This is a genomic window from Microcoleus sp. B3-D7 (genome assembly GCF_036705305.1).
Lineage (GTDB): Bacteria > Cyanobacteriota > Cyanobacteriia > Cyanobacteriales > Microcoleaceae > Microcoleus.
Map to the genome: position 1 here is coordinate 39,160 of NZ_JAUBUE010000012.1, position 15,038 is coordinate 54,197.

The following is a 15,038-nucleotide window of genomic DNA, read 5'->3' on the forward strand; positions in this document are numbered from 1 at the left end:
ACTAAATTATCTTGTGGGGTGGGGTGGGCTTCTCGCCCGCCCTTATGACCTAACCTTGGCCCTTCAAGCTAAATAAAAGAAACTGAGTTTTCTGCGCTTCATCAAAATTGTCGTCACTGACCAAAACTAGACTTTTGCTACCATCTGGCAACTGCGGCCCGAGGGTCATTCCCTCTAAATTGTACAGCGGAATTCCGAGTTCGCTTAAGTCTAGCAGCAACTTTTTCTTAACAGGTTCGACCATTGCCACTCGCCCTTTAAAACTCTGGATTCTCGAAGTATCTGTAGCCGCCCCAACCGCTACTTGATAAATCCTAGCGCTGTATCCCGACAGCCCAAAAGAACGTTCTAAACTCAGAATCTGACCGCCACCGACAGTTACTAATTCTGTTAAACCGTTCAAAATAGTCATGGGAACTTGGTCAAGAGTGTAAAGATTTTCTGAGACTAATTGCGGCGTTTTATCGACGATGACATAATGTAAAAGACGGAGTTTGCTTGCCTGTTCCGGGTCTAAATCTTGCATTAACGGCGCTTCCGTAGCTGCGAACAAACGAAACGGATCTAGACCGCCCGGACTAAAGGTTTCTGGGTCGATGGTTAAAGATTCAAAACCTAAATTGTCCACCACTCCTTGCTGCTGTTTTTCATCGCTGGCATCGGGAATATAGCGCTTTGGTAGCGGCAATTTTCCCCGCATTTGCCCTGTTTTGATGTCGAATTCTCCGAGAAAAGGAGGGATGCCAACATGAGTAACGCCTTCGCTGGCTACAAATACTGAATTGCGGGGAGAAAGGGCGATGCCTTCGGGATTGATGGAACCCCAAGAGAAGGTTTCACCCTCTGCTTTTTTGAGGGATGTAACGCCTTCAACGGTAACTTTTTTCAGGCGAATATTTGCTGGATCGCTTGATGTGAGGTCGAGTCTGAGACTGTAAAATCTCGCTTCTCCGTTTTCGCTGGGGTCGTCGGAAAGAGCGTAAAAGCGATAAGCTTTGGAATTGACGGCGCTAATACCTTTGGGGTCGTAGGTAATTCCTGACAAACCGCCGACTGGTGCTCCTTCAAAATTCATTTTTGGCAATTGGTACTCGCCCAAAAATTCTAGGGACATTTCTGGAAAAGAGCGGTCTCTAGCAACTGCGGGAGGGGGGGCGCAAGCTGTGCAAACAGTTAAGAGAATTAGGGCGAGACTGAATAAGCGTAAAATACGTTGGCGAAGCCCTCGAAGAGAATCGCCCAGCGTCTTTAAATCCCAATAATTGCTCAGTGCGGTGACATTTATTTTGTTGCTCTTGTTGAACAGTTTGCTTTTGTGCCATCTTTGTGACATAATTTATACCGTTTTGTAGATATGCAAAACTTGATGTTTCCAGAAGAGATGCCGAATCGCGGCAACCAAATTTTGAGAATGAGAAGTTCTGTGCCAATTGGGTGCTTGCTTTTCTTGTGGCTGTGTGCTGGTTCTATTGCTAGCGCCCAAACTAATCCACCAGGCCTCGATCAATTTTCTCCTAATCCTCTAGAAATTACCACACCCGATCCCCTAGCTCCCGCTAACGAATCTTTGAGCAGCACTCAGCGGGACGAACTGACAGCGGCTTTGGAGCAGTTAAACTTAGAAGCAGCGGCTAAACTGGAAGCTGGAGATGGGGCTGGTGCTTTTGAAATTTGGTTCCGAGAATTGCGGCTGCGTAGGTATCTCGGGCCTGCGGCGGAAATTGCTGCTTTGAGTCGGGTGGGAAGTGTTGCTTGGAGTAACGGTAAAAACCTCGAACTACAGCTTATTACCAAACGGTTGCAAGCAATTCAAAAAGAAGTCAAATCCCAAGTACCACTTAATACTGAGTTGCTCCCCACCTTCGCTGCAGCTTTTCAGCAGGTGCGCGCTAAAGGCCCGACTGTAGAAGTTTACCAAGAACTTCTCGAAAATGCGCGCCAAAACGAAGATATATTGGCTCAAGGTCAGATTTTGAAGGCGATCGGACTCATTCACATCAATTGGTTGAGTTACGATAAAGCTGCTCCCGTCTATGAGGAATTGGCAACTTTAATTCAGGAAAACCGCGCTTTATTTGCTGCTAATTCTGCTGTGCCAAGTTCTGCTGTAGTTGCGGGAAACGGCGCGCCGCCGCAGCCTGTAACTCCTCCCACAGAGGTAGATACTCTCAGACAGTTGGCCTACGTTTACCAGCAGTCGAAACAACCCCTAAAGGCGATAGCAGCCAGGGAAAAACTAGCATCGGTGTATCTTAACTTACAAAATCCGAGTGCTATACCACCGATCAAAATTGCGATCGCCAGCGATTATCAAACCATAGGTCAAATCAATTTAGCAGCTCAATACTATCAGGAAGCATACAATTTAGCCGTTCCCATTCAACAGTATGCCCAAGCTAGCGAAGCTTTGGATAAATTAGCATTGCTTTACCGAGCACAAAAGCAGTGGGAGCAGACTTTGCGGATTTATCAAATGCAGTTGCTGTTAGAAGAGCGGGCTGACAATTTCTATGGATTGATGAACACTTACGACAATATAGGTCAAGTTTATCAAGAGATGAAGGCTTACGATAAAGCTTTGGAATCCTATCAAAAAGGGTTGGACGTGGCTAAAAGATTGGGACACAGACAAGAGTATTTTGCTAAGAAAATTCAAAAAGTTAACAAGCAATTGCAAAGGACTTCGTAGTTGTCAGCAGGCAATAATGACAAATTGCAATGTGAGTAATTTAAAAGTAGTAAGGTGTGCAATGCACACCCTACGAAGATACTTTGGACTGGTAACTTTCTCGCGATATAGAATAATATAATACATCTGTTTCGTAATAATGAGCATTTTTTTCATATTTCATGCCAACTTTCTGTATCACCCGCTGAGAGGCGATATTTTCTGGGCGGGCGATAGCAACTATTTTGTCTAAGTTTAATATTTCAAATCCATAATTTAGACTAGCAAAAGATGCTTCTGTCGCCAATCCTTGATTCCAATAAACTTTGTCGAGGGTATAGCCTAGCTCAACTTCCGGTGTCTTGTCCAGAAAACATAGTCCGCAGCGACCAATCATTTTACGGTCTATTTTATGTACTACAGCCCACATTCCGAAGTTGTTTTCTGCCCAACATTTGAGCATGGTATGAATGGCTATTTGTGTTTCTTCTCTAGTTTTAACTCCTCTCAAGTATTTCATTACTTCTGCATCACTGTAAATACGGTACAGCTCATCTAAGTCTTCAGGCGTAAATTGTCTCAGATACAATCGGGCTGTCTCTATCTCTTGCATGATTAATATAATTTTTACCACTAGATTATGATACCAGTTTTAATAAGTCTTGCTACAAACATTTTGGTTGGGTTTCCTTCCAGGTAAAATATGAGAGTCTTGCGATCGAATAATATACTCGATCGCGATCTAGATCGTCAAAGTTATACTGGTATTTCATCCCCATTTTTTCCATTACCCGCCGCGAGGCGATGTTTTCAGCATCTGCAACTGCGATAATTTTTTCTAAATTCAATACTTCAAATCCGTACTTGATGCTGGCCGCTGCAACTTCCGATGCTAAACCTTTTCCCCAATACGCTTTTGCTAACACGTAACCGACTTCTACTTCAGGTGTTTTGCCTAAGAAGCGAAGCCCCCCGTCCCCGATCAATTGGTTATTTTCTTTATTGACAACAGCCCACAAACCGAAACCATGTTTTTCCCAGTCTGCTATTATCCCCAATAAATCTGCTGCTGTTTCTTCTCTATTTCTGACGCCTTCGCTCAGATACTTCATCACTTCCCGCTCGCTGTAGATGCGGTACAGCTCATCTAAGTCGTCTGGCGTAAATTGTCTCAGATACAATCGGGCTGTCTCTATCTCTTGCATGATAAATATAACTTCTACCAGTAGATTATAATACCAGTTTTGTCGGCCTACAAACATTTTGGTTGGGTTTCGTTCCTCAACCCAACTTCCTGTTACAAGAAAACACTCTTTGTGAAACAGGCATCTTGCCTGTTACTGATAGTAGTGCCAAATATTCATTTTATTTGTTACAATTATTAACTAGATATTTTGTACAGTTTTTGCCCTCAATGACAATTTCCTCACCAGTAGCAGATACCAAAAACAAATCCGGCCAGGAAACAGACTGGCGGTTATTCATGAGGTTGGCATCTTACGCAACCCGCAGCAAACGCTTGCTGATTATTTCGATCGCACTATTAGTACCGCTAGCAGTCTCAGGAGCAATTCAACCGATTCTCATCGGACAGGCAATTTCCGTAATTCGCTCGGAACCTACCTACGAATTCTTGCGAGGATTGTCTTTATCTGCTGCATTGAATATTTTGGCTATTTTGCTGATGCTAACTATAACACTTAGATTAGCACTGCAATCAGTTCAAGGCTATTTAGTCACGAAAGTAGGGCAAATAATTACTACAGATATTAGAAATGATTTGTTCGCCCACGTCACATCGCTAGCAGTGAGATTTTTCGATCGCACTCCTGTTGGTAAATTGATGACTCGCCTCACCAGTGATGTGGAAGCTTTAGGAGAGGTTTTCTCTTCAGGGGCGATTGGCATTGTCAGCGATTTATTTTCAATTTTAGTAATTGCCATTTTCATGTTTACCATGCAGTGGCAACTAGCTTTAATGTTGGTGCTGATGATGATACCAATTACGGCAGTCATAATTTATTTCCAGTACCAATATCGCATAGCAAATTACAATACCCGAGAAGAACTTTCCGATCTCAACGCACAACTGCAAGAAAACCTGACTGGTATTGGTGTAGTGCAGCTATTCCGCCGCGAAAGATTCAACTCAGAATTGTTTCGCGTCACCAATAAACGCTACATTAAAGCCGTTGACAAAACTATTTTTTACGACTCAGCCGTATCTGCGACATTAGAATGGATTGCTTTAGTAGCGATCGCAGCCGTTTTGTGGATGGGCGGTCAAAGGGTTTTAGCCGGTAATCTCAACTTCGGTACTCTCTCGGCATTCATTTTATTTGCTCAGCGTCTCTTCGATCCGCTGCGGCAATTTGCTGAGAAATTCACTGCAATTCAAGCAGGATTTACCGCTGTCGAACGAATTAGCGATATTCTCAACGAACCGATCGAAATTAAAGATCCAACTAGCGGGAAGAAGGAAGAAGGAAGAGGCAAGAAGGAAGAAGGAAGAGGGAAGACGCAAGAAGGAATAAGGGCAGGTTATTCACCGTTGTTGATAACTGGACATCCAGAGGCAACGGCTTACAACTTGTCTCCATTCGATCGAGGATTGGCAGATAATCATCAAAATCCAGCAAGTTCAGAATATCGTTTATTGGCTAACAATCCCCAATCACCCCCCGCCACCCCCCCCAAGCTTCGGGGGGGTGAAAATGCCAAATCGCAGAATTCTGAATCTGGAGAAATCCAATTTGACAACGTGTGGTTTGCTTACAAAGAAGACGAATATGTCCTGCAAAACCTCAATTTCACCATCAAATCCGGCGAAAAAGTAGCATTAGTTGGCCCCACGGGTGCGGGCAAAAGTTCGATTATCCGTCTCCTGTGCCGCCTTTACGAGCCTAGCCGAGGACGGATTCTGGTTAATCATGTCGATATTCGGGATTTGCCTCAAGCAGAGTTACGCAGGCACATAGGCGTAATTATCCAAGATGGCTTTTTATTTGCTGGTGATGTGAAGAGCAATATCAGCCTGGGAGAAAGTTACTCGATTGAGGAAATTCAAGCAGCAGCAGAAAAGACAAATGTTGCCCGGTTAATCGAACAGTTGCCTCAAGGTTATGATACGCAATTGCGGGAACGGGGAACCAATCTTTCGGGGGGACAAAAGCAATTATTAGCGTTTGCTCGCGCCGCCATTCGCAATCCCAGTATTTTAGTTCTAGACGAGGCAACTGCTAGTTTGGATGTGGGGACGGAAGCTTTAATTCAAGAAGCTCTAGAGCGTGTGATGGCGGACAGAACGGCGATAATTATTGCCCACAGGCTCTCGACTATCCGAAATGTCGATCGCATTTTAGTGCTCAAACGCGGGCAGTTAGTAGAGTCTGGCAGCCACGAAGAGTTGTTGCAGCAAGAAGGGTTGTATGCCAGTTTGTACAAGTTGCAAATGCTGGGAAGTTAATATCTGAAGGAAGAACGAAGAGGGAAGAGGGAAAATTCTCGGAATACCCAGATACAGGACTTGACGGGGTAAGAACCCCGTCAAGTTTCCTACTGAACCTCTGTTTGCACTTTTTATCTGCGATTCACTTCACATTAAGCTGAGGAGTCGGATCGCCCTGCCTCATCGCCAATCCCGCCATGTCAGATGCCAGCATCCCACTCAAGAAGGCCCCAAAGGCTGTAACCCCTACATTGACGGCATCCAGCGATTGCATCGGGAAAGCGCTGCTGTAGAGAAAGCCCCCAGCAATGCCACCCGCTACCCCAGAGATGCGGAAGGCAATTTCTCGGAACGGATCGGGAGGAGGAGGGGGAGGAGGAAACCGCCGCCGGAGCTCCCGAATTAAGACTGAAATGGGAATGGTTCCGCACCATCCGGCGATCGTCCAAGCAATTAATAAAGCTGTATTCATTTGCTTTTATGTCGATACGTTAGCTCTATTTTGGTGATCGGACTGAGCGATCGACCAGTCGCTTTTTTGAGTGACACTTATTTGAGCGACAGCCTTCTGTGCCACCACAGCAGACCTAGCATACATTCAATTAGATTTGTCCTCCAATCTCAAATCTAAAATAGCAAATTTTAAATTGATTCACTTGCCTGAAATCATTTTACCCAGGGTTTCCGGCAAGTGAATTATATGTTGGAAAAGCTGATTTGGGCCGATGCCAAACAATAACTGCATCGTCAGCACAATTGCTGCTAAACCAATCGCTGTCCCGATGCTGGCTTTCAAAACTTTAAACGCCCAATTAAAGACTAGCCAAGATACAAGTAACGAAGCAATTAAGATAATTAGTTCTATTGGCATATAACATTTTTAACTCTATTTAAATTCAACATAAATTACGTATCAATACCATAGAAACCGGGGTTTTTATCTGTGTTAAAGGTTCAAATGCAGTATTTCGGTAAAAACCCGGTTTCTGCGTCCAAGACTACTCTACTTATTACTTTAAGCAATACTGCCACGCTTCCGTGTTTCCTTATAAGAAATTCCGACATTTTTTAAGCCGGCTTTAATCATTTGCTGCTCTAACAAAGCGAAAAAGCGACTTCGATCGCCCCCCGTGACTACCGCTTGATTATGAGCTTCTGCTAGCGTCACCGGATAGCCGCCGCCTTTGTGTACTTGAGCCAGCATCATTCCTAATGCTAAATCTAGCTGTGCTGTATCTTGTGCTACCCATTCCGGCACTTCTATTCTAGCAATTTCTGTGCCGACGTGAACGTAACAGAAATAGACGGAATTAAGACCGTACAAATCTAAAATTCGAGCTTGGGATTTCCACAAAGGACTCCTTTGTCCTGGGGACAGGATTGTTGCCCACAATATGGCATCCCGCAAAGGTTCAAATTCTTGACAAGGTGCTTTTTCGGCGAAAGAAATTGTCGCGGCAAATCCGACGTTCGGACAATTAGTCATGCAGTCTGGTACGTCGTGGGTGCAAGCTTCAAACCGCAAAAAAGATAAGCTTTCGCTGCTGCGAGAAGCGCTTAAGTATCCTAACAGCGGAATTCCTGCTAAACGCAACTTGTCCCAAGCTTCTAAAATTGGCAGCAAAATTTGATCGCGCGCATCGGTGGGTAACTGTTCCAAAAACCAATAAATCATGGAACCGTCTACCATTGCTAAAGCTGGCGCGGGCAATTTATTGTCGTTAACTTTTGCCCAATTGCAACCCATTTCTGCTAAGGCAATTGCTTCGGAAACTGCGCGCCGATATCCCATCCATTCTTCGGTTCTAATTCCCCACTGTCGCGAACCGTACAAGTCTTCGGGTTTGTAGAAAACCTCGGGTACGCTGTCTAAAACTGGGTGGCGGCTTTGTCCGTAGTGCAGCATGACTGTGCCAACGTTTAGCAGGTAGCAGTAGGCTATTTCGTGATGGTTGGGGGAAATTTGCGAGCCGTCTGTGGCAAAGACTGTGTGGGCGGCGGGGGGTGCGGTGATGTAGGTACGATCGTCTAAGGGCTCGATCGGCGTGGCAGCATTGAATAAAGTGCGATCGCGCCAATTCTCTTGCAATTCCACCAATTTTTCCTGTTCCGCTGCCGCCTTTACCAGCAAATTCTGAGCCACTTCCAAACGCTGGCGAGCGGCCTGAGCTTCTACATTCAAATGTTGGCTCATTCCCTGCATTGCCTTGGCTGCTTTAGTTAAATCGAGCATGGGTTTTAAGTCTCAATATTAGAAAGCTTTCAAGCTGAGAAATTATCAAAACACTTTTCATCTTTTTAGTTCCGAAGCTTGGTTTTTGTCATACACGCAGTTTGATAAACTAAAACACTTCGTGCGCGCCCGCATAAATAGTAGAATAACCTGGTTTTTGAGGTCAAGATTACCTGCAATAGTCTAGGAAAAAAAACATTTTTTTTTGTCGATAGCCTTGCTTTTTTGAGTAGTTTCTGTTATATTTATCTTATAATGGAATGGTGGAAAAAATATTATTTTTTCCACCATTCCATTATATTAAAATACCATGTCTGCGCCGAAAAAGTCAACAAAAAAGATGTAAAATTTTGTGATTTTTTTGACTCTGAAAAGCGAAAAAAAATCACAAGTGTAAACAAATCTAACATCAACATTCGAGCGGCAGCCAATCGGCAAAATCTCCGGCAAACTGCGACAGAGAAAGCAATTGAACTGGTGGATTTTGAGCCACAGATTCCCGTTCTGTCAAAGTATTGTAACCCCAATCCGCCAAAAATAACCTCACCTGAGATAAATCCGGCTGCTGCTTCACCGACAGCAAAGTTTTTAACCGATCTTCCACAAACCAAATAGTCGAGTCTTTGCCAGACGCAGCCAAAAATTCCCGCAAAATTTGGTGTTTAGGCTTGTTGTATTCCTTACCAAAAATTAACTCTGACGGCATTTGTACGCCTGCTAGCTGCAAAAGTTCCCGCACAAAACGGCCTTCCTTTGTAGTAACGATCGCCACTTTCACCGAACTATCCTGCAACGAGTGCAGGCGATCGGCTACCCCTGGATAAAAGCGGTGCAAAGACAGCCACCCAGCTAAATCCTCAGCAATCCAATTATCGCGCAATCCGTCTAACATAGCACCGACAGACTGCGCTTTTAAATTATTCTCGGTCAACAAATACGGTACTATATTGGGCCAATCTAGCAAAATTTGCTCTGGGGAAATCCCTGTCAGCAGTGCGCGGATCAGCAGCGGCATTTCCCAACCGGTTTCGATGGCGGGTCGCACTCGGTAAAAACTCAAAGCTAAATCTGGATCTGGCACTGTTTCGACTGGTTTCCAGATTTGACAGTAGGTACGCCAAGCGGTTTGGAAATATTCGATTAGTCCGTCACAAATCACACCGTCAAAATCAAGAGCTAGAATTGTCGGAAAGTTATTAGCCATCAATAGATTTTAGATTTTGGATTGAAGAATTGAAGAATTGGAGAAGTGAAGAAAGCGATCTCCCTGATGAATCCGGGGACTTGTTATCGGATACTAGGTTTTTTATTTCTGCACCTCTAAATTTGGGGGGCTTGTACCCTGGCTGCTTTCGGTCACTGGATTGAATAATTGAAGAATTGACTGTGCAAACACTCAGCAGTGATTAGTGAAGAGTCGTTATTCAAAAGACTGAACTAGCGGTTGAGCGGCAATCGATTCTAGTCCTTGGGACTGCAACAATTGCGTCCACTCGGTCGTCAGCCGGGAATCATCGGGTGCGAGGCGCCGCATTTCGGCTAGAGTAGCAACAGTCTCGTACCAAATCCCATTTTTAGCATAAGCAATCACCTTAGCCATAGGGTCGGGATTTGCCAAATCGTTCTTGAGATTTGCCTGGGGTTCAATTCGCTGCATCCATCCTTTAACAATATAATCTCCCGAACGCTCCAGCGGATCGCAGGCTAGTGCAAACGACCACACATATCGCTTACCAACCTCAATATTTTTTGTCTGGTCTTTCTCAGAAAGGCTAACTCCAATAATTCCGGCTTTGTCATTTTTTAAAGTAGTTTCGTAAACTACTTCGGATTCATTTTCGTTTAGCAAAATAAACTCTACTTGAGCCGCCGGTTGAGAAACATATACAAAAAATGTTGGCGACTCTGTTAGCGTTAAGCCAATATTGCTTTCAGGTATTAAGGGAGTAATGAATAAACCATCCCGTAACTTACAGCCTCGATGCGTCCCCCCTTGCCGATTGTCGGGGGCTGTTACATCGGGAGGTTTGAAATTAACATTCTGACTCAGCAGAATGGGTGCAGGCATAGCCTGCATCGGTGTCAGCAAACTGGGGAGAGTAACGGCGATCGCCAATACAGTCATCACCAGTGCAGTAAAATGTATAAAACGTTTCATTTTTCCACCAACTTGTAGAAATATTTATAGAGCGCATCTCTAAATGTTAACCCGGAGTTTTAGCCCCGGGCGCGATCGAGTAAATGGGTCAATTTTCACATCGCCATCGGCCGACCGACAAAATTTTCAGAAATAGCGAGATTTAAAGCGCCGCAACCAGTGGTTGAGCTGCAACTGATTCCAGTCCTTGGGACTGCAATAATTGCGTCCACTTGGCTGTCAGCTTCACATCCCCCGGTGTCTGGCGCCGCATTTGGGCTAAAGTAGCAAGTGTTTCGTACCAAATCCCATTTTGAGCATAAACATTGAGCCTAGTCATCGGGTCGGGATTTGCCAACTCGCTCTTGAGAGTTGCCTGCGGTTCAATTCGCTGCACGAACCCTTTAACAACTAAATCCGCAGCTCGGTCTTCGGGGTCGCAAACTAGCGAAAATGACCACACGTATCGCTTGCCAACTTCAAGGGATTTGTTGTTGTCCACGGTAGCAGGAATGGTAACTCCAACAATCCCAGATTTGTCTAGTTTAAATGTTTTTTCGTAGACCACTTCCTCTTCCTTCTCGTTGAGGACAGTAAACTCTATTTTTGCCGAGGTTTGAGGAACATAGACAAAAATTGTGGGAGACTCTGTTAGGGTTAAACCGATATTAGTTGGAGGCACTAAAGGAGTAATAGATAAACCCGCTGGACAAAGCTTGTTGCCGCGATGTGTCCCTCCTTGTCGGCCGGCCGGGGCTGTTACGTCGGGAGGCTTGAAATTAACATTTTGACTCAGCAGAAGCGGCTGGGATTGTGCGCGCATCGGTGCAAGTGAACTGGGTACGGTAGCTGCTATCGCAGATACGGCGACCGCAAGTGTAGCCCGATGTAGAAAACGTTTCATTTGGTTGTACCTTTCACTATAATTGCAAACACAGGCATTCGCTGATGGCGACAAATATTTTTGAGCTGCTAGTCGAGGGCGCAGATACACAATTTATACCTTGACATATCATCAATAACATTAATTAATTCGAGCGGCAAGGGGATTCTCTGTCGGAAAAATCAGGTTTCCTAAACCGCAAGTATCATTGGATACAGTTGGTCGCCACGTACTGTAAATTTTTGTAACAAAGTGGTCGGAGTTTCCGAGTGTTCTAAGATGGAGGAAGTCTCCAGCAGGCGGGAAATGTGAAACAACTGCTGTTCCAGAAACGAGTCAAACTTTTATGCTGGGATAATGAGTAAAATATCTAACAAAATTCGATCGGCAGTGGCTCAATTGAGTCAAATGTATAAACCATCACTAGCATTGGCTAAGTCTGTATTAATTGCCAGCGCAGCAGTAACATTATCATTGATGGGGGCCAGACAGCTAGGAATACTCGAACCAGTAGAATTAAGCGCTTACGACCAAATGGTGAGGTGGCGTCCCGAGGAACAGCCAGACTCGCGTTTGCTAGTTGTGGGGATTACCGAAGCAGACATTCAGAAACTGAATCAGTGGCCAATATCCGATCGCAAAATAGCTGAAATCTTACAAAAACTAGACAAAATGCAGCCGGCAGTCATCGGTTTAGATGTACTGCGAGACGTACCTTTAGCAGACGGGCGCGAGGAATTAACTAAATTTTTACAAAAAAGCGATCGAATTATCGGGGTATGTTTAGTCACCGACGGAAGCCCGGACAATCCCGGTTCTCCGCCTGCGCCGGGGCTGCCACAAAACCGGGTGGGATTTGCAGATTTCGTAATCGACGCGGGTGGCATACTCCGCAGGGCTTTACTATTTATGAAACCACCGACAATAGAGGGCAAATCCTCGGTCCAAAAACATCTTTGCAATGACAATTCTCAAGTTTTAGCTTCCTTCAACCTCCAGCTAGCACTCCGCTACCTGCAAGGGGAAAAAATCTCTCCCCAACTTGCACCCGATCAATCTTTATGGCTGGGAAAAACCCAATTAAAACAACTAAAAAGCAATGACGGAGGATACAGCAATGTCGATGTCAGGGGATATCAAATATTAATTAACTATCGTTCCAAGCAGCAAGTCGCAAACCAAGTCAGAATTACGGATGTTTTAGAAGGGAAAGTTGACCCGAATTTAGTTAAAGATAAAATAGTTCTCATCGGTTACACCACAGAAACCGTTAAAGATTTATTTTATACTCCTTACAGTGGGCGACAGCAAAGCAACCAATTCATGCCTGGTATCGTGGCACACGCACAAGTAGTCAGCCAAATTTTGAGTGCAGTTTTAGACAACAGACCGATGTTGTGGTTTTGGCCGCAATGGGCAGAAATCTTGTGGATTTCGGGATGGTCAATTGTCGGAGGAACCTTGGCATCGCGGATGGCTCACCCAGCGAAGTTGACGGTGACATTCGGAGCAATGCTGTCCGGGTGTTGCGCGATCGGCTTTGGGATTTTTCTGTTGGGAGGGTGGGTGCCTGTGGCAGCGCCAGCGTTAGCATTAATCTTAACTGGCGGTAGCATTGTCTCAGCAGAGAGATTTAATAAAGCCGGATACGGGAAAGCAATTAGCGATCGAGTAAAACAAGTCTTCAAAATCGAAATAGACCAAGCCAAAAAAGAACAGCAAGTCGCAGAAATCACCGAATCTGATTTCTTTAAAGAATTGCAGCAAAAGAAAGATAAACTGAGGATTAGCAAACAAGAAACCTCTCACAAACCACCTTCCGAAGCCCAAGAAATAATTGCAAGTACCCCAGAGCTTCCCAAGGTCGAAAGTCAAACAGACGAATACCTAGCTCAGTTGCAGGAAAAAGCCAAACAGCAGAAGCAGCGCCCCGCCGTGACTGAATCGGAAAGCGGCTCTAAAACGGGTGTCCCGAACGGTACTGGTTGTGGTGCTAGTTCAGCCGAAACTAAACCTGATGACGAGTTCAGCGATTTGCAAACCAAAGCCAAACAGATGCGGCAGCGCAGGGGCGCCCAAAAGATGATAAAAGATGAAAAAATTGATAGTTTAACAGATAAGGAGGATTTGGGGGGCAAGGAAGAATGACAGACAACTCCACTGCATCATCGAGAATTCCATCATAATGGGTTCTCGCCGTTTCTTACCCTAATACGCAGATCATGTCCAAAATCATCTCTGTCCACTCTTACCGGGGCGGAACTGGCAAATCGAACACGACAGCAAACCTGGCATCTATTATCGCTCGCGGCGGAAATCGGGTCGCCATTGTGGACACAGACATTCAATCACCGGGGATTCACGTGCTGTTCGGTTTCAGCGAGAGCAACATGGATCGCTGCCTGAACGATTACCTGTGGGGCCGGTGTCCGATCGCAGATACGGCCTACAATGTGAGTTCGCTGCTGCCAAAATTAGCCAGTAACGGCAACCTCTACCTGATTCCTTCGAGTATTAAAGCAGGGGAGATAGCGCGAGTTTTGCGCGAAGGCTACGATGTGGGACTGCTTACCGACGGCTTTCAAGAACTGATCGAGGTTTTGAACTTAGACTACCTATTTATAGACACGCACCCGGGGCTCAACGAAGAAACCCTCCTCAGCATCACCATTTCCGACATCCTGCTGCTGATTCTGCGTCCGGATCAGCAAGATTTTCAGGGAACGGCTGTCACGGTAGATGTGGCCCGAAAATTAGAAGTTCCCAAGATTTTGATGACGATTAACAAAGCCCCAGAATCGCTGGATTTCGAGGATTTGAAGCAGCAAGTAGAGAGTATCTACAACATCCCAGTGGCAGGGGTACTGCCCCACAGCGACAAGATGATGCTGCTCGCCAGCAAGGGAGTGTTTGCGCTGCATTTCCCGAACGACCCTCTAACTAAGGTGGTCGAAGGGATTGCGAAACAGATTGTGGGATAATTGGTGCAGCGAATGCCGATCGCCCGCCCAGCAGTTTCGCTTTGGCTCTCAATTCTTGCGGAGCGATGTCCTCCTGCGTATCCCGAATATTTGGTTAAAGAGTCATGAGAATGGCGACAAAATGAGATACAAATAGATTATGAGAATTTGTTAAAAAACTTTAGGAGGAGAACTCATGGAATTTGACTTCCGCATACTAATAGTATTGATGCCCGTATTGTTGGCGGGCGGCTGGGCTGCTTACAACGTCGGTGCTATAGCTCTCAAACAAGTGCAGAAATTGTTGAACAAGCAAGCATGAACTAAGCATTATCACCAGTAATTTCGCAGCCGGCTGTTTTTTGAGATACAAAACAGCCGGCTATTTTGTGCATTGGCTCTGCTTAAGTGATGGCTGATTCTTGGTGAGCAATTTACGACTGCAGAGAGATGGGGTCAAAACCCAAGAAAAGTTAGATTTTAAGGTTAAGCAGAAACCAGGTACGCTCAAGCAAAATACTTTGTTGCAGCAAACGAGCCTGGGTAAAAAAACCTAGCGGTGAAAGCAGGGCGATCGTGTAAGTTCGGATTTTGATGTTTTGAACTCTACTCAGGATTTATGAGTAGAGTGTTATAAAAATATTTTGTAACCACGTTATCGCAGAAAATATGAGACAATCACAAAAGTATTTGCCCTAACAATCGCCAT

14 protein-coding genes are annotated in these 15,038 nt (G+C 45.0%); 5 read left to right on the forward strand and 9 right to left on the reverse strand.

Annotated features, from left to right (window positions below; translation table 11 throughout):
- Positions 1-49: 49 nt before the first annotated feature.
- Positions 50-1,333, reverse strand: coding sequence for an esterase-like activity of phytase family protein (locus QUB25_RS11365; RefSeq protein WP_333183401.1), 1,284 nt, complete (start codon positions 1,331-1,333; stop codon positions 50-52).
- A 21-nt stretch (positions 1,334-1,354) separates the two neighbouring features.
- Between QUB25_RS11365 and QUB25_RS11370 the strand changes: the two genes are divergently transcribed.
- Entirely contained in the window at positions 1,355-2,689 is a 1,335-nt protein-coding gene (locus QUB25_RS11370; protein ID WP_333183402.1) for a tetratricopeptide repeat protein, read from the forward strand.
- 70 nt (positions 2,690-2,759) lie between these two features.
- Here the strand turns inward: QUB25_RS11370 and QUB25_RS11375 are convergent, their stop codons facing one another.
- On the reverse strand, positions 2,760-3,281 hold the full coding sequence (locus QUB25_RS11375) for a GNAT family N-acetyltransferase (protein WP_333183403.1): 522 nt from the start codon (positions 3,279-3,281) through the stop codon (positions 2,760-2,762).
- A 52-nt stretch (positions 3,282-3,333) separates the two neighbouring features.
- On the reverse strand, positions 3,334-3,930 hold the full coding sequence (locus QUB25_RS11380; protein ID WP_333183404.1) for a GNAT family N-acetyltransferase: 597 nt from the start codon (positions 3,928-3,930) through the stop codon (positions 3,334-3,336).
- Between the two features lie 152 nt (positions 3,931-4,082).
- Here QUB25_RS11380 and QUB25_RS11385 point away from each other — a divergent pair, with 152 nt between their 5' ends.
- The gene (locus tag QUB25_RS11385) at positions 4,083-6,134 is read left to right on the forward strand and encodes an ABC transporter ATP-binding protein (RefSeq protein ID WP_333183405.1); all 2,052 of its coding nucleotides are present in this window, start codon (positions 4,083-4,085) and stop codon (positions 6,132-6,134) included.
- A 124-nt stretch (positions 6,135-6,258) separates the two neighbouring features.
- Here QUB25_RS11385 and QUB25_RS11390 read toward each other — a convergent pair whose 3' ends face one another.
- From QUB25_RS11390 to QUB25_RS11415, 6 genes are all read right to left on the reverse strand, one after another.
- Positions 6,259-6,588, reverse strand: coding sequence for a hypothetical protein (locus QUB25_RS11390; RefSeq protein WP_333061681.1), 330 nt, complete (start codon positions 6,586-6,588; stop codon positions 6,259-6,261).
- A gap of 180 nt (positions 6,589-6,768) precedes the next feature.
- Positions 6,769-6,987, reverse strand: a complete 219-nt coding sequence (locus QUB25_RS11395; RefSeq protein ID WP_006633087.1) for a hypothetical protein — start codon at positions 6,985-6,987, stop codon at positions 6,769-6,771.
- A 144-nt stretch (positions 6,988-7,131) separates the two neighbouring features.
- Positions 7,132-8,349 (reverse strand): DNA double-strand break repair nuclease NurA, encoded by a 1,218-nt coding sequence (locus QUB25_RS11400; protein ID WP_333183406.1) that lies wholly within the window; start codon positions 8,347-8,349, stop codon positions 7,132-7,134.
- A gap of 409 nt (positions 8,350-8,758) precedes the next feature.
- On the reverse strand, positions 8,759-9,553 hold the full coding sequence (locus tag QUB25_RS11405; protein ID WP_333183407.1) for an HAD family hydrolase: 795 nt from the start codon (positions 9,551-9,553) through the stop codon (positions 8,759-8,761).
- 216 nt (positions 9,554-9,769) lie between these two features.
- Positions 9,770-10,507, reverse strand: a complete 738-nt coding sequence (locus QUB25_RS11410; protein ID WP_333183408.1) for a DUF928 domain-containing protein — start codon at positions 10,505-10,507, stop codon at positions 9,770-9,772.
- A 142-nt stretch (positions 10,508-10,649) separates the two neighbouring features.
- A complete protein-coding gene (locus QUB25_RS11415) occupies positions 10,650-11,390 on the reverse strand; it encodes a DUF928 domain-containing protein (protein WP_333183409.1) in 741 nt (246 codons plus the stop codon).
- Positions 11,391-11,726: 336 nt separating this feature from the next.
- Between QUB25_RS11415 and QUB25_RS11420 the strand changes: the two genes are divergently transcribed.
- The 3 genes from QUB25_RS11420 (at position 11,727) to QUB25_RS11430 (ending at position 14,651) form a co-directional block, all read left to right on the forward strand.
- Positions 11,727-13,517, forward strand: coding sequence for a CHASE2 domain-containing protein (locus QUB25_RS11420; RefSeq protein ID WP_333061692.1), 1,791 nt, complete (start codon positions 11,727-11,729; stop codon positions 13,515-13,517).
- A 74-nt stretch (positions 13,518-13,591) separates the two neighbouring features.
- Positions 13,592-14,350 (forward strand): MinD/ParA family protein, encoded by a 759-nt coding sequence (locus QUB25_RS11425; RefSeq protein WP_333038399.1) that lies wholly within the window; start codon positions 13,592-13,594, stop codon positions 14,348-14,350.
- Positions 14,351-14,525: 175 nt separating this feature from the next.
- Positions 14,526-14,651: a photosystem II protein Y gene (locus QUB25_RS11430; protein ID WP_333038396.1), complete on the forward strand. Its 126-nt coding sequence runs from the start codon at positions 14,526-14,528 to the stop codon at positions 14,649-14,651.
- Positions 14,652-15,038 lie beyond the last annotated feature (387 nt).